The organism is Alistipes sp. HGB5, from assembly GCF_000183485.2.
In the GTDB taxonomy this organism is placed as follows: domain Bacteria; phylum Bacteroidota; class Bacteroidia; order Bacteroidales; family Rikenellaceae; genus Alistipes; species Alistipes finegoldii.
Genome location: NZ_AENZ01000040.1, coordinates 87,255 through 103,227, shown reverse-complemented (window position 1 = coordinate 103,227; position 15,973 = coordinate 87,255). Strand labels below are relative to the sequence as shown.

Genomic DNA, 15,973 nt, shown 5'->3' with positions numbered 1-15,973 from the left:
ATTTTAGTGGTTGTTATTCTTCGGTCGGATGTCCCGGCTGCGGCTTCACCCGCACATAGTCCCCGTTTGGCGAGAAAGTCAGCACATCCGTGGCCTCGTTGTAGGACACGTCGATGCGGAAGCCGGTGTTCATGAACAGGTTGCCGTTCTCCTCCTGCAAGAGATAGGTTTCCGGCTTGAGCTTGCGGCGCAGACCGCTACGACGGAACACCGTCACTTTGTAGGCTTCGCCCTCCTTGTAGATAAGCACGTCAGGTTTTCCCTCCACGCTCTCCCAGTTCCCGCACAGCATGTCGCGGCGGTTGTCGGCCACGTCGCAGGATTGCAGCATCATGACCGCCAATCCGATAAGGCACTTGCTGACTTGCAGCATTTTCACTTTTGGTAAATTCATACGCGTTTTTCTTTTTTGGTTGATACATTCTGTTTTTTAGTTATTCCTTGTTTCTCCGCCTTTCGGCAAGCTGCCGGATGGCGGCTTCGATGTCGTCGCCCAGCTTCTCCGCCAGACGGTAAACCTCCACTTTTTCCGTTTCCTCGGTGGTGTACGCCAGATACTCTTCCGCGCTGACCTCCGTGGCATAGACCGCCGACTGCGTGCCGCCCAAGCCTATCCACACCTCCTTGTAGAGCCGTGAAGGGTTGTTCGCCATGTTGATGGAGAGTATCTGCGACTTCTCCTTTTCCGTCAGTCCGAGCAACGCCTGTATCTGGTCGAACTTGTTCATATATTTCCTTTGGTCAAGCAGGATTTTACAATCCGAGTTGTTGATAATGCTCTCTTTGACCACCGGAGAACTGATAATGTCGTCCACCTCCTGCGTCACCACGATTGCCTCGCCGTAATATTTTCTGACCGTCTTATACATATAGCGCAGATATTCAGCCATGTTCGCCGATGAGAGGGCCTTCCAAGCCTCTTCCACGATAAGCTGTTTCCGCACGCCTTTCAGCCGCCGCATCTTGTTGATGAAGGCTTCCATGATGATGATGGTCACGACGGGGAACAGTTCGCGGTTTTCTTTAATCGAATCTATCTCGAAGACGATGAACCGCTTGCCGAGCAGGTCGATGTTCTCCGTGGAGTTGAGCAGGAAATCGTAACGCCCGCCCCGGTAATACTGCCGCATGGTGGTGAGCATGTTGTCGATGTTGAAGTCGGACTTCTCCACCTTGATGTCACGCTGTGCCAGTTCCTTGCGGTAGTCGTCACGCATATACTCGTAGAAGGTGTTGAACGACGGCACGATGCTACGGTCGGATTGGATGCGCTCAATATAGGCACTCACGGCACTGCCCAGCTCGCCGCTCTCCGTCTTTGTCACCTTGTCGTCCTCCGACTTCCAGAGCGTCAGCAACAGGGTCTTGATGCTGTCCTTCTTCTCCACGTCGAAGATGTAATCGTCGGTGTAGAACGGGTTGAAGCTGATGGGCTTATCTTCCGTGTAGGTGAAATACACACCGTCCGCTCCGCCTGTCTTGCGTCGGATCATGCCGCACAAGCCCTGATAGGAGTTTCCCGTGTCCACCAATACCACATGTGCGCCTTGCTCATAATATTGGCGCACGAGGTGGTTCATGAAGAAAGACTTGCCGCTGCCCGAAGGACCCAGCACGAACTTGTTGCGGTTGGTCGTGATACCTCGCTTCATGGGCAGGTCGGAGATGTCAAGGTGCAGCGGTTTTCCCGTGAGCCTGTCCACCATCTTGATGCCGAAGGGCGAGAGCGAGCTGCGGTAGTTGGTTTCCTCTGTGAACAGGCACACCGCCTGTTCGATGAAGGTGTGGAAACTCTCTTCCGCCGGGAAGTCCGCCGCATTGCCGGGTATCGCCGCCCAGTAGAGTGTCGGGCAGTCGATGGTGTTGTGGCGCGGCACGCATTCCATGCTTGCCAACTGGCTGCCCACGTCGTTCTTGATATGCTTCAGTTCCTCCGCATCGTCGCTCCACGCCATGACGTTGAAGTGTGCCCGTACCGAGGTCAGTCCGTAGGAATGGGCTTCGTTCAGGTATTGGTCTATCCACTCGCGGTTGATGCTGTTGCTCCTTGAATAGCGAGATAGCGACTGCATGTTACGGGCGGACTTCTCGAACTTCTGCAAGGTTTCCTCACTGTTGTCTATCAGCACATACTGGTTGTAGATATGGTTGCAGGAGAGCAGAAGCCCCACCGGGGAGGCGAATGACAGTCGGCAGTCACTCCGGTCGGTGGAGAGCTTCTCGTAACGGGTGTCGGTAGCCACCTTGCCCGGCAGGTCTTCCGCGTCGGAGAGGGTGTGCAGACACAGGCGGTTGTCGCCGATGCGCATCTCCCTTGCCGAAAGCTCGATGTCCTGCAAGGTGGTGTCACCTTCCGGCATGAGCGAGAAGTAGCGTTCAATAAGTCCCGTCTTTCCCTCAGTACCCACAATCTCATCGGTGGAGAGGCGGCGCAGCCTGACAAGCCCGCTGTCGTTCATGATGCGCTCGAACTGTTCGCAGGCTTCCAAGAACTTGGTCGTGGTTTCCCTGTCCAGCTCCTTCGGGATGATATGTCCCCGGCACAGCGTGCTGAAATTGCTCTGCATCCGGTTACGCTCCTTTGTTGTCTTGGTCAGGTAGAGGTAGCAGGTGTGTTTCAGGTACGGACGCTCGTTGAAGTGACGCTCGAAAGAGCGGCTTAAAAAGCTCATGTCGTCCTTCTGAAGCTCCGGTTTGTAGCGTTCCTTGATGAACCAGTCCTGTTTGTGGACGACGGAGTAGTCCGGCAGCACCTTGATAGCCTTGCACCAGCAACTGTGTATCGCCTCGTACTCCGCACCCGTCACGGTGTAAAGTTCCGGTAGTTCCACCTCGAAAGCCACCGTGATGTCGGCGTCCTTTGAGATGATGCAGCCATGCTCCACCGCTAAAAGTGGGAACCTGTTTTCCAGTGTTGTCATTTTCGATGTATTCCTCATTGTCTTTCTTCCTTTCGTTGTCGTTTGAACAGACGGGTTATCCGCCGCCGGTTGATAAGGTATCGGGGATGGCTCCGTGCCGCTCCTAATTTCATCAGCCCGTGTTCACCGTACCGGGCGTTCAGCGCGAAGGTCTGCCATACAAGGAGGGAGGACGATGCCGCGCCGAAGCCGATACATATCCACTGGTCGATACCGACCATGTAGAGGATGACGAACAGGACGAAGAGAGCCAGCAGACCTCCGCAGAAGATGAAGAGGTACTGTGCCTTCAAGCCCTTGAACTCTACCGGACGGCCGATACCCTTGTTGATTGGGTATTCAGCCATACATTATTTATTAAAGGAAGAATGAGCGCAGGATGGTGGCGGCAACAATCAGGAAGATGCACGCGCCGAACCACGAGGCGGCTGTCTTGCTGGTGTCGGGGTCGCCCGATGAAAACTTGCCGTACACTTTTACGCCCCCGATAAGCCCGACGACTGCACCGATGGCGTATATCAGTTTAGTTCCGGGGTCGAAATAAGAACTCACCATAGAGGTGGCTTCGTTGATGCCCGCGATGCCGTTTCCCTGCGCGAAAGCGGAGGCGGTTGCGGCGATGACAAGTGCCGCGGAGAGGATTGCTTTTCTGTTTTTCAAGATGTTCTTGTTCATAAACTGTTCTTGTTTTTTGCCGTCAAAAGGGTGGATGGTCCTTTGTCGGGCGGTTGATACTTTGTTTCTTTACTTTGGTTTTAGTGGATGCCCGTTTGTTTCCACGGACGTGGGCGTGTCCGTTGCGGATGGGGATGCGCCTTGCGTTTCCTCGCCGCGTGGGTTGATGTCATTCTTTCATGTTCATTTCTTTTATTGTTGTCATACATAGTTGCGAATGTCGAACTCCTCGATGTTGTCCGGCACGACGAACTCCTTTTCAGATTTCTTCAGCCGAATCTCGATAAGCCCCTTGATGCGGATGCCTATCTCCGAAGAGCCTTCCATCATTTTCTCGTACAACTCCGTGCCCTCCATGTCGGTGAACACCTTAGCCGCCTTTTCACGTTCCGCCTGTGTCGCGTCCGGGTTTTTGGCGGTCTTGCAGGCGTCGTCAATCTCGTCAAAGCTGCTGCCCGAAGCCCGTGGCGTGTCCGAGGCGTCCTCTTCCGGTTCGTCGTCCCCGTATCCCAGTTCCTCCGGCGGTATGCTCGTGAAGGTCTCATCGAGTTTTTCCTCCGGGACTTGTGCCGGGCGGGATGCGTTTCCCGTTTTTCCGTCGTCAAAAGTAGCCTCTTCCTCCGACAGCTCAATGCCTTTTTCAATAGTGGCGGCTTCTTGCGTCGGTATGGCAGCGGTTGTCCGGGTGGATGCCATCCTGAAACGGCTCTTGCCGATGATGTCCGCCTTTTCCGCAGGGACTTCCTCGTGTGCCGCTATGCGTTTAGCCTCATTCCCGTCCAGTGACCGCCATAATCCGACAATGCCCTTGAAGAAGCGGACAATCCGCGTGTCCATGATGCGCTCGTAAAGGAGCAGGAACAGGAACCAGAGGTTGCAGCCGACCGATACCGCCAGCAGAATGTCTGTCATGCTGATTGTGTAATTCATATCCTTCCGTTTTTGGTTAGAATACTGAATTGTAATTTCGGGCATAAAGGCTCTTTATCGCATCTTCGCACTGGTTGAAGTGGTGCGTCAGCACATGGTCGATGTAAGCGGACAGCGTAAGCCGGTCATGCCCGATTACACGGGTGATACGCATGATACGCTCGTGGTACTCCGGGCGCACATACGCCATCTTCCCCTCACGTGCCTTTACTTCCGGGTCGCGGATGAACAGGCGTTCATAGTCCTTCTCACTGCATTTGCCGCTTACCGGGACAGGCGACAGTATTTCCACACTCGCCTGCACTTGGGTAAACATACCTCCGCAGTCTTGCTGTGGTCTTTTTTCATTCGGTGTCATTTCTTTTTCCATTTTCAAATCAGATCTTCACGTTGTTTCTTGTACAGTTCGTTGATTCTCTCCTTGTGCTGTTCCAGATGCTGGCGCAGCACGGTATCCACATATCCGCCTACTGAGATTTCCCCTCCGGCGATGTCGTTCACGATTCTGAGGATCTTGCCGTGGACGTCACGGCTGATATAGACACATTGGCGGGTCTTTATCTCGTTGCGGCGCAGGAATAGCTCGTTGTAGTCCTCGTCCTGCCTTTTCCGGCGTCCACTTTCCCTCTGCGCTTTTTCCCGTGTTACGGGTTGCACAGGAGATGGTTCCGGTGCGGCGGTGTCCTCTTCGGTCGGTGCAGCTGCGGGTACTTCCTGTGCGGGGCGCAGTGTCCCGTCCTGTGTGCGCCGCCCGATGGAGGCTAACAGCAGTTCCTCGTCGATGCCTTCCGTGTTCACTTTCCTGCTGCCCATGCTCACTGCGGTCTGATGATGTCGCTTATCTCTTCGGAAAACTCCCGGATGCCACTCCCTTTCAGCAGTGCCGTGTCCATCGGGAAGATGGTGGAGCGGAAAACGCTCTTGCGCTCTTCCGAAAGGTCACGGCGGAACTTCTTGCTGTCGGGCAAGCGGGTGGAAAGTACCGGAAAGCCCATTTCGGCTATCACTTCCTCGTAGATGCCGTACAAGTCGTTCCTCTCCCTGCCGTCCACCATCGTCCAGAACAGATGCAGCCCCTTTGTTTTCGCCTGTCCGGTAGTCATCAGCCTGTCGCGGAACATCGTGACGAATTTCAGGGTACTCTCCACGACAAAGCGGTCGGCACTCAGCGGAGTGAAAATGTAGTCCATCTGCGAGAGCGTCTTTATCACGCCGTTGCTTCGGAGTGTGCCGGGCATGTCGAAGAACACCACGTCGGGTTTCACGTCCTCAGTGGCAATCATCCTCTCGGCATCGTCGAGGGCGTTCACCGCATTGCTTTTGACGATGGTGTAGGCGTTCTTTTTGATCCGGCGGAAATGGTCGCAAGCGAGAGCCTTGAAGTAGGTGCTGCTGTCGATAAGCCCCATTTCGTGTTCGCGCAGCCCGTGGATGCTGTGCTGCGGGTCGTCGCAGTCCACGACGGCGACATTGTAGCCTTTCACGTTGTGCAGGTAGCTGGCGGCAAGTGCCGTGACAGTGGATTTGCCGATGCCACCTTTCTGTGTTGCGAATGCAACGAAGATTTCCTTACTCATAGTTCCATTTATTTTAATTGTTGATGATTTGTTTTTCTGTTTCCATACGGATTTGGCTGTCGCACCATCCGCTTCCGTGACTACACACGCAGGCGGGTCGTCGCGTATCCGGTTCTGTGGTGAAGCGGTGCGTCGGACAAATGGTGATTGACGACATTGCGTCATGAAGTCATTGAATCCATACGTCACCGAATTGTCGGAGAACCGGGTTTCCGACGGTTCGGGTATCCGTTTCGGCAAGTATCCGAAGAAGCGGATTTCCGGGTATTTGAATGTTCCGTTTATCATATCTTCAAATCGTTCGTTTCTTGAATCATGCTGCAAATAAACAAGTATATTTTGGAACCTGTATCACTTCTCCGGCAAGTGGCGGCACGTTGCGCCGGTTGGCAGTCATTGACCGGGTCAAGCATCTGTCCGATACCGCTTTAAGGGCGTAACTTTGCACCCGGACAGCAGGGTTCGCCGATGACGCGCGGCCCGGAGTCCTGAAAGGTATTTTCCCAATCCGTCCCCTGACGGATTTTTATGTTCACCTGAACATAGCAAGATGTCTTTTCAGCCGCTCAAAATATTTTGAGCAGCCACGAAAAGCACTTGCCCTTGCAGGGGGCGGGCTTTCCCTCCGAAGTCGGGAAGCCTTTCAGAACTGCGGTGCTGTAATCCGAAGCGGCGGCTTATGCCGTCAATCCGCTAAATCCAAAGTAATATGAAAGAGAAAAGGAAAAGCAAATCAGGGAGAAATCCCAAACTTGATCCGGCGGTGTACCGGTACACCGTCCGTTTCAACGAGGAGGAACACAACCGTTTCCTCGCCATGTTCGGAAAATCGGGTGTCTATGCACGGTCTGTTTTCCTCAAAGCGCACTTCTTCGGGCAACCGTTCAAGGTGCTGAAGGTGGACAAGACGTTGGTGGACTATTACACCAAACTGTCGGATTTTCATGCACAATTCCGTGCCGTGGGTACGAATTACAACCAAGTCGTGAAGGAACTGAGGCTGCATTTTTCAGAGAAAAAGGCGATGGCGTTGCTCTACAAATTAGAGCAACACACCGTCGAACTCGTGAAACTGAGCCGCCGGATTGTGGAACTTTCAAGGGAAATGGAGGCAAAATGGTCGCAAAAATCAGTGTAGGAAGTTCGTTGTACGGCGCGATTGCCTACAACGGGGAGAAGATTAACGAGGCGCAGGGGCGGCTTCTCACCACCAACCGCATCTACAATGACGGTTCGGGAACGGTGGACATAGGCAAGGCGATGGAGGGTTTTCTCACCTTCCTGCCACCGCAGATGAAGATCGAGAAGCCGGTGGTGCATATCTCTCTCAACCCGCACCCGGAGGATGTGCTGACCGATATTGAGTTGCAGAATATCGCCCGCGAGTATCTGGAAAAACTCGGTTTCGGAAACCAGCCTTATCTTGTATTCAAGCACGAGGACATCGACCGCCACCACCTGCACATCGTGACGGTCAACGTGGACGAGAACGGGAAAAGGCTCAACCGGGATTTTCTCTACCGCCGCAGCGACCGTATCCGCAGGGAACTGGAACAGAAGTACGGATTGCATCCGGCAGAACGTAAAAATCAGAGATTGGATAATCCGTTGCGCAAGGTGGCCGCATCGGCAGGTGATGTGAAGAAGCAGGTAGGCAACACCGTGAAGGCTCTGAATGGGCAGTACCGTTTCCAGACGATGGGCGAATACCGTGCGCTCCTTTCCTTATATAATATGACGGTGGAGGAAGCGAGGGGCAACGTGCGCGGACGGGAGTATCACGGGCTGGTCTATTCCGTCACGGACGACAAGGGTAACAAGGTGGGCAACCCGTTCAAATCCTCGCTTTTCGGGAAGTCCGCAGGCTATGAAGCCGTACAGAAGAAGTTTGTCCGTTCCAAATCGGAAATCAAGGATAGGAAACTGGCAGACATGACGAAACGCACCGTCCTTTCCGTGCTGCAAGGCACTTATGACAAGGACAAATTTGTATCCCAACTCAAAGAGAAGGGCATCGACACCGTACTGCGCTACACAGAGGAAGGGCGCATCTATGGGGCTACCTTCATCGACCACCGCACGGGATGCGTGCTGAACGGTTCGCGCATGGGTAAGGAGCTTTCGGCGAATGCCTTGCAGGAACACTTCACCCTGCCATACGCCGGACAACCGCCGATACCGCTATCCATCCCTGTGGATGCTGCGGACAAGGCACACGGGCAGACCGCCTACGACAGTGAAGATATATCGGGCGGTATGGGCTTGCTCACTCCCGAAGGTCCGGCGGTAGATGCCGAGGAAGAGGCTTTCATCCGGGCGATGAAGCGCAAAAAGAAGAAAAAACGCAAGGGCTTGGGTATGTAATCAGAGTATCAACAATTAAAAAATCAATGTATGTCACAACAAGAAGACGATTTGAGGGCATTGGCGAAAATCATGGATTTTCTGCGTGCCGTGAGTATCATTTTAGTGGTCATGAACGTGTACTGGTTCTGCTACGAAGCCATCCGGCTGTGGGGCGTGAACATCGGCGTGGTGGACAAAATCCTTCTGAACTTCGACCGCACGGCGGGGCTGTTCCATTCCATTCTCTACACGAAGCTGTTTTCCGTCCTTTTGCTTGCCTTGTCCTGTCTGGGTACGAAGGGTGTCAAGGGTGAGAAAATCACTTGGGGGAGAATCTGGACAGCATTTGCCGTCGGGTTCGTGCTGTTTTTCCTGAACTGGTGGTTGCTGCCCCTGCCGCTGCCGCTTGAAGCGGTGACGGGACTGTATGTCCTTACCATTGGAACGGGCTATGTCTGCCTGTTGATGGGTGGTCTGTGGATGAGCCGCCTGTTGAAACACAATTTGATGGAGGATGTTTTCAACAACGAGAACGAGAGTTTCATGCAGGAAACGAGGCTTATCGAAAGCGAGTATTCGGTCAATCTGCCGACACGTTTCTATTACAGGAAACGCTGGAACAACGGTTGGATCAATGTAGTTAATCCCTTCCGTGCGTCCATCGTGTTGGGTACGCCGGGCAGCGGCAAGTCCTATGCCGTGGTAAACAATTTTATCAAGCAACAGATTGAAAAGGGCTTTAGTCAATACATCTACGATTTCAAGTATCCCGACCTATCTACTATTGCCTACAACCATTTGCTGAACCACCCGGACGGCTACAAGGTAAAGCCGAAGTTCTATGTGATCAACTTCGACGACCCGCGACGCTCTCATCGGTGCAATCCCATTCACCCGGATTTTATGGAAGATATTACGGATGCCTATGAGAGTGCCTACACAATAATGCTCAACCTCAATAAAACGTGGGTGCAAAAGCAGGGCGACTTCTTCGTGGAGTCACCTATCATTCTGTTTGCCAGTATTATCTGGTATCTCAAAATCTATCAGAACGGGAAGTTTTGCACGTTTCCCCATGCTATCGAGTTTCTGAACCGCCGTTACGAGGATATATTTCCGATACTGACCTCTTATCCGGAGCTGGAGAACTACCTTTCGCCGTTCATGGATGCGTGGCTTGGAGGGGCTGCGGAGCAGCTCATGGGTCAGATAGCGTCGGCAAAAATCCCGCTTTCGAGGATGATTTCACCGCAGCTCTACTGGGTGATGTCAGACAGCGAGTTTACGCTGGACATCAACAATCCCGAAGAGCCGAAAATCCTCTGCGTGGGTAACAATCCCGACCGTCAGAATATCTACGGTGCGGCACTCGGTCTGTATAATTCCCGTATCGTGAAGCTCATCAACAAGAAGGGGATGCTGAAGTCATCGGTCATCATCGACGAGTTGCCCACAATATACTTCAAAGGGTTGGACAATCTTATAGCTACCGCCCGAAGCAACAAGGTTGCCGTGTGTCTGGGCTTTCAGGATTTCAGCCAGTTAGTGCGTGACTACGGGGACAAAGAGGCGAAAGTGGTGATGAACACTGTCGGCAATATTTTCTCCGGTCAGGTGGTGGGGGAAACAGCCAAGACGCTCTCCGAGCGGTTCGGTAAGGTGTTGCAGAAACGGCAGTCCATCTCCATCAACCGGCAGGATGTTTCCACCTCCATCAACACGCAGATGGACGCGCTCATTCCACCGAGTAAGATTTCCGGGCTTACGCAGGGAATGTTTGTCGGTTCTGTATCCGACAACTTCAACGAGCGTATCGAGCAGAAGATTTTTCATTGCGAGATTGTGGTGGATGCCGAAAAGGTGAAACGGGAAGAAAGTGCCTACAAGAAAATTCCCGTCATTACAAACTTCACGGACGAGGACGGCAACGACCGCATGAAGGAAACGGTGCAGGCGAACTACCGGCGCATCAAGGAAGAGGTGAAGCAGATTGTGCAGGAGGAACTGGAGCGTATCAAAAACGATCCGGTGCTGTGTAAACTGCTACCAGATAATGAGACTGTCTAACAAGTCCCCAAAATTGAAAATTATCCCTATCGAAGTTTGAAGTGACCCCCAAAAGTTGGATACAATTTTTTTGGGGGGCACTTCAGTTCTGACGGGTAAAATCGTAAAATTCGGACTTGTTAGACAAATACTTACGCGGTTTCAACCTCAGGTACTGAATCTATCGAATTGACAAATTTAACCAATTGCGGATCTGAATCTTTTTGTATGAGGTTTCGGAGACTCTTTTTCAATTCATAAGCATCATCCCCTGCTGTATTTATTAAATCCATATAAAAATCTTTGTTTTGCAGAATCAATGAACGGCATGCCCCATCGGAAATTACAGGTTTCACTATTTTATCAATAACGTCTCCAGCTTGACTTTTCAAATTACCATGCGATCTAAGCCATGTTTCGAAAAATTGAAACTTTATTGCATTGATAGTCTTTTTACCGATGCAGAAATCATTTCTTATATCGGTAACTGTCGATTTAATTTTTCGTTTATCCAATCTTTCAACTATATTCTTGAAACAATTAGGGAAAGGATTCAAACTTTGAGTTCCAGAAGCAATATCCATCAGAATCTTTTTGCCAAATTCAGTCAAGTTATCTGGCAAGGATTTGATTTTAGCCAGTAAATGTTTTATTGCGACAAACCAATAATATGATGTATGTGCTGTTCTTTGGGCGTATAATGTATCAACACTTATTTCAGACAACGCTTCGAACGCTATTTTATTGATATGATCGGTCAGGACATTGCTTATTTTAGTGGTCAAATCGTAAAAAGATGCGTCAGGAATTACATCTTTAATATTGTTCTTAGTGATATACTTATCCAAATCGGTATTCCACTCTGCTAAATGCTCGATAAATACCTCATCCGTTACACCTATTCTGTTCTTAATATCTTCAAATTGGGGCAATATGTCTGAGAGCAATAATTTATAGCCAAGTTTATGATTTACCATGTATTGTAGTGTTTCATTTAATAGCGGTATATTCCATCCCACACTATTTACTAATAAGTCTCCATGATCCACATAATAGTCCATGAGTTCTGCAACATATTTTATATCTCCACCCTCTATTAAGGAAACGGAATGACCATGTGCCAATTGCATGGCGACTAAATCGTAATATCCAGACTCTTTAATGTTTCGGCCATCAGTTTCTAATTCAGAATGCAACTGATTTATGTAGGTTGAATCTAACGTTACAGGTAAAGGTCTTTCTTCGTCAGATGCCAATAAACGATAGGTTGTAAATATAGCCCCTATATTATCTTTATTTACATTCTGTTCATCAATGCAATTCGTGATCGCTTGCAAAAGCGTTGGAAACGTATAGGTAGAATTATCTTTTAACGTTTTTACAATATCTGCATGGTCGAAATTATCGGGTAGTAAGTTTGCCAAATAATTATCGAGCGCCTCCGAATTTGTTGCTACTTGATAATATTTATATGCTTTAGTTGTCGCGTTATCCCGATAGGCAGCATCTGTTGCATTTGCAGCTTGAATATAATCGATAAATGTATTTGGCTTGACTGTTTTTGCTTCAATCAATGACGTAAAATCGCACGCCAACTTATTTTGCGCAATAAACCTGTCTATTGCATCTAACGTTTTGAAATAGTCGCCGCCATTGAAGTCATTGAACCGAACTATCTTCTTATATAATTGAGCAATCACATGGTTTTGGCTTTCCGTGTCTAAATGCAACAGCAGTTCTTGGTATTCGACAGGGAACACCTGCTTCTCTATGGATTCTTTTAATTTCAATTGTGCTATTCTTTGCCATACACGCAGAATAACATCGCTCTTTCGAGTTAATTTATGCAAACAATGTATAATCTTATCGATAAGCGCATTGTCCATACATTGTATAACTTCTTCTAATACAGTGTCAAATTGTTTATTAGTCTCTGCATATTGATTTATGTCGTGGTCTTCTTCTCCGTTGATGCAGCCTTCAATATATTTTTTCAATGGAATTTGTCGAGCATCTTCAACATCGACACCATATACCAAAGCTGCAATTTCGCGTTGTGTTTGCAGATCATTGTTAATTATTGTTTGAATGCCATTCAGATAGTCGCCGGACAATATTTGTTCTACTGGATTTGCCAGAATATCCGTCTTCTTCAAACAGAACAATGCTATGTTTATCATCAAAATTTCGTTACACCACTCTTGTTTAAGAGCGACCATCTCATTGATATATGATATAATTTCCCTAACATTGGCATTAGGATTTACCAATCTGAATATCCGATTTATAGTTTCTTTCGCTTCATTTTCTGTTTCTCCAAATGCTTCAACAAACAGTTTGTTGAATATACTTCGATAGTCGGTAATAACAGGAGGAGCAACACGATAAACAATAGGGAAAGTTTTATTGATAAAATACTTGGTCAGTTGTTTCGTTTGTTCGTCGGTCTCATCTCCGAATGCACAAGCTAAATGTGTTTCATCGAAAGGAATAACAGCCCAAACATTTTCAAAACCGCTATCGGCGAAGAACGTATGGATAGAAGACCATAATTCTTTTACTTTTTCAGCGGGGAGACGATCCATGTTGTCAAAAACAAGGACTAATTTACGTTGTCCTTTTTCCTTGATAAAATCAGAAATGTCTTGCATCCATGTTTTGAACTCGTAAACCGTTGGTTCGTCTTCGCTCAAAGTCTCATAGCAAACGTCCTTTTCGACTTTATCTTGATAAATAGCTAACATATAACTCCATCCATATTTATGATCTTTGCTATATGCCCATTTCCAAACGCACAATGCAATAAGAACTGGCAGTGCAGCTATGATAATAGACAATAAAGAAAACCACCATGTTGTGGGTGTAGGTTTTACTGCATACGCAATAAATGTAAATATCGGAGTTAAAACTGCAACCAAAAATGCCGCAACCATACCATTACTGATAAGGGGATATTTTTCGGTTACGGTCTCCGTTTTACGGGCTAATAAATATTTCAGCTTTTCAGACCATGATACGGTTTTCGTACCTCCACCTTTGACTTTTATTGTTGCATTTCCAGATAGGATACCATCATCAATAAGTTTGCTTGTAAGCAATTCCAATATAGAGCGGCGTTGCAAGTCCTCTTGATGTCCCCATGCGTCATACTCAAAAAAGTAATAGTCGTCTGATAATTCACGTTCCAACATTTTAACCACGTTGGATTTTCCAGATCCCCAAATACCTTCGATGCCGATAATTCGAGGTAAAGTACATTCCTCATCCAATGAATCATTCTGACAAAAATGGCGAGCAATAGTTTTTGCCAACCTTTCTTGCGAACCTCCATCGAATTTGTCAATACCACACGGTTTATTTTGGATAAACCGCGGATATTGCTGTTTGGATTGTAGTTTTGTTTCCATATACGTAATTTATTGATTATACGAACTCCAAATAATTCTCCCGATTTACCACATGAAACTCGGCATAGGGATAGGCTTCTTGGAAGGCTTTCGGTGCGGCCGGCATTTTATTTCCCCACTTGAACTCCAAGGCGGTAAGACTGTCGGCACTCTCCTCAATCAGGTCGATTTCCTGTTTGTCGTAGGTGCGCCAGAAATAGAACTCCCTGTGCAGTCCCTCATTGAAGTTCGCTTTGCGCCGCTCTCCGATGATGTAGTTCTCCCACAGCGCACCGACATCCTGCCGAATGGCCAGCGGTGAGAAAGCCCCGATAATGGCATTGCGAATGCCGTTGTCGTAGAAGTACCACTTGCCAGCTTTTGTAACCTCCTTGCGTAGGTTACGCGAATAAGCCCCCAGACGATAGATAACGAAGACCTTTTCCAATAGGTCGAGGTATTTTTCAACGGTCGTCTTGCTCATGCCGAGTTGTTTACCTAACTCTTCGTAAGAAACTTCGCTGCCCAACTGAAAAGCTATCAATCGCAGTAGATCGCGCATCTTGCTCGAATTTTTTAAGCCGTCAATTGCTAAGATATCTTTAAGCAGGTATGCACCGACAATATCACGTAGGTAGTCTGTTTTACGTTCATAGTTCTCCATCATTACTACTTCGGGATAGGAACCGTAAATCAAGCGCGCTTCGAGGTTCTGGCGGGTTTCAAGTGCCGTTTCCGTCTGTGCGATTTCCCGTTGCGAGAATGGTGTAAGGAGAAATTGCGTACTGCGGCCGACCAACGGTTCACCAGTCTTATTCAGCAAATCGAATGACGAAGAACCACTTGCCAAGACACTTATTCCCGGTATTTCATCAACTATCAACTTCAGAATACTACCGATTTGTGGTATGTTCTGTGCCTCATCAATAGCCAGCAAATCAATACCATCCAATAAATGCCGATAATTGGCTATTGAGCGATTCTCCAATAGTGCTAATGTGTCGTAGTCTTCGCCGTTGAGCATCATCGTCCTACCTGAATAGTTGTCCACAATTTTACGCATCATTACCGTTTTACCAACACGGCGAGCACCAAAAATCAGTACTGCTTTATTGGGCGCGATTCGTGCTGTAATCTTCTCTTGAAGTATTCTATTTACTGTTTCCATACCTTATAAAATATAATGCAAAGATAATCATATTTTTTTAATTGGCGAATTTTACAAAAAAAACGGGCTATTAAATGGCGATTTTTACAACCACAATCTTATGGAAGTTGTTTCATTGTTTTTAGTAATGATATATGTTCATACTATGATGACTCAATAATTTACCAGACATACGTTTCTGAAATTTGTCCTTATAGGAATGAAAAACTCACATATATTGTGCTAATTAATATATAATTAAATGAAAATAAAAAGACAGGATACGAGTATTCCTGTCTTCTCATATGTAATGGATATTTTTTTATTTTCTCATCCGCTCCAACTCCTCATCACGCAACATTCTCTCGTTCAGTTTTTCCTGCATCCTGTCAATGAAATAGGTGCGGCTTTCGTTCTTCCGGCGTTTGATATCAGTGTAGAAGCGGTAGCAGTCTTTAGAATCAACCCCGAATATCTTATAGAGAAGTGGGGCGAGCTGTTTGAGCGGCATATTGCCGTTGTTGATGCAGCCCATCACGTCTATGCCGTAGATAAGTTCCACGAGGTCGATGGCATTGCCCGTCCATTGAAGAAGGCTGGCGGTGGTTTCTGTTGCGTTGTTGGCGGATATTAGTGGTGGCACTTGGGGCGTGGCAAGGAATTTCTGCATCTTTCTTACGAAAGACAGAGCCTTGCTGACGTAGGCGGCAATCTCTCTTTTTTCTTCTGACAGATTACGTACGGGATGGTGCTGCAACTCGATTTCGATGTAGGCAAGCGCGATGACGGTAAGGTTCATGTCCATGCCGCCGTTGCACAGTTCGATCACTTGGGTGGCGAAAGCCGTGTATGCCGTTTCCATATTGCAGTCGCCGGCTTCGTTTATCAGGCGGAAAAAGTCGGTTTCCGCCAGCAAGAAATAATTCATGGTTCTGTCAATTTTGA

At 48.4% G+C, this 15,973-nt stretch carries 14 protein-coding genes; 3 read left to right on the top strand and 11 right to left on the bottom strand.

What is annotated here, in order from left to right; genetic code table 11:
- Positions 1-13: 13 nt before the first annotated feature.
- From HMPREF9720_RS06320 to HMPREF9720_RS06285, 8 genes are all read right to left on the bottom strand, one after another.
- Positions 14-394 carry a DUF3876 domain-containing protein gene (locus HMPREF9720_RS06320; protein WP_004291516.1) on the bottom strand — a complete coding sequence of 127 codons (381 nt, stop codon included), beginning with the start codon at positions 392-394 and terminating at the stop codon, positions 14-16.
- Between the two features lie 40 nt (positions 395-434).
- The gene (locus HMPREF9720_RS06315) at positions 435-2,939 is read right to left on the bottom strand and encodes a TraG family conjugative transposon ATPase (RefSeq protein ID WP_004291515.1); all 2,505 of its coding nucleotides are present in this window, start codon (positions 2,937-2,939) and stop codon (positions 435-437) included.
- Positions 2,936-3,268: a DUF4133 domain-containing protein gene (locus tag HMPREF9720_RS06310; protein ID WP_004291514.1), complete on the bottom strand. Its 333-nt coding sequence runs from the start codon at positions 3,266-3,268 to the stop codon at positions 2,936-2,938. The genes HMPREF9720_RS06315 and HMPREF9720_RS06310 overlap by 4 nt, the downstream gene beginning before the upstream one ends.
- Before the next feature lie 10 nt (positions 3,269-3,278).
- Positions 3,279-3,596 carry a DUF4134 domain-containing protein gene (locus tag HMPREF9720_RS06305; protein ID WP_002560983.1) on the bottom strand — a complete coding sequence of 106 codons (318 nt, stop codon included), beginning with the start codon at positions 3,594-3,596 and terminating at the stop codon, positions 3,279-3,281.
- Positions 3,597-3,797: 201 nt separating this feature from the next.
- Positions 3,798-4,526 (bottom strand): hypothetical protein, encoded by a 729-nt coding sequence (locus tag HMPREF9720_RS06300; RefSeq protein WP_004304280.1) that lies wholly within the window; start codon positions 4,524-4,526, stop codon positions 3,798-3,800.
- Between the two features lie 16 nt (positions 4,527-4,542).
- Positions 4,543-4,896, bottom strand: coding sequence for a DUF3408 domain-containing protein (locus tag HMPREF9720_RS06295; RefSeq protein ID WP_004291505.1), 354 nt, complete (start codon positions 4,894-4,896; stop codon positions 4,543-4,545).
- 2 nt (positions 4,897-4,898) lie between these two features.
- Positions 4,899-5,339, bottom strand: coding sequence for a DUF3408 domain-containing protein (locus HMPREF9720_RS06290; protein WP_004291503.1), 441 nt, complete (start codon positions 5,337-5,339; stop codon positions 4,899-4,901).
- A 2-nt stretch (positions 5,340-5,341) separates the two neighbouring features.
- Positions 5,342-6,391 carry a ParA family protein gene (locus HMPREF9720_RS06285; protein WP_004291492.1) on the bottom strand — a complete coding sequence of 350 codons (1,050 nt, stop codon included), beginning with the start codon at positions 6,389-6,391 and terminating at the stop codon, positions 5,342-5,344.
- Positions 6,392-6,812: 421 nt separating this feature from the next.
- On the opposite strand from HMPREF9720_RS06285, the gene mobA reads away from it, so the two are divergent.
- Genes mobA through mobC form a run of 3 tightly spaced genes read left to right on the top strand, consistent with a single transcriptional unit; the run spans position 6,813 to position 10,516 of the window.
- Positions 6,813-7,241, top strand: coding sequence for a conjugal transfer protein MobA (gene mobA, locus HMPREF9720_RS06280; protein ID WP_004291488.1), 429 nt, complete (start codon positions 6,813-6,815; stop codon positions 7,239-7,241).
- Positions 7,220-8,467 (top strand): conjugal transfer protein MobB, encoded by a 1,248-nt coding sequence (gene mobB, locus HMPREF9720_RS06275; RefSeq protein ID WP_004291483.1) that lies wholly within the window; start codon positions 7,220-7,222, stop codon positions 8,465-8,467. The genes mobA and mobB overlap by 22 nt, the downstream gene beginning before the upstream one ends.
- Before the next feature lie 30 nt (positions 8,468-8,497).
- A complete protein-coding gene (gene mobC, locus HMPREF9720_RS06270; RefSeq protein WP_004291482.1) occupies positions 8,498-10,516 on the top strand; it encodes a conjugal transfer protein MobC in 2,019 nt (672 codons plus the stop codon).
- Between the two features lie 131 nt (positions 10,517-10,647).
- On the opposite strand, the gene HMPREF9720_RS06265 is transcribed toward mobC, so the two are convergent.
- The 3 genes from HMPREF9720_RS06265 to HMPREF9720_RS06255 all read right to left on the bottom strand — a co-directional run bounded on the left by HMPREF9720_RS06265 (position 10,648) and on the right by HMPREF9720_RS06255 (position 15,956).
- The gene (locus HMPREF9720_RS06265; RefSeq protein WP_004291481.1) at positions 10,648-13,902 is read right to left on the bottom strand and encodes a P-loop NTPase fold protein; all 3,255 of its coding nucleotides are present in this window, start codon (positions 13,900-13,902) and stop codon (positions 10,648-10,650) included.
- Between the two features lie 16 nt (positions 13,903-13,918).
- Positions 13,919-15,049, bottom strand: a complete 1,131-nt coding sequence (locus HMPREF9720_RS06260) for an ATP-binding protein (RefSeq protein WP_004291480.1) — start codon at positions 15,047-15,049, stop codon at positions 13,919-13,921.
- A gap of 301 nt (positions 15,050-15,350) precedes the next feature.
- Complete coding sequence (locus HMPREF9720_RS06255; RefSeq protein WP_004304269.1) at positions 15,351-15,956, bottom strand: RteC domain-containing protein; 606 nt, start codon at positions 15,954-15,956, stop codon at positions 15,351-15,353.
- Positions 15,957-15,973: the final 17 nt, after the last annotated feature.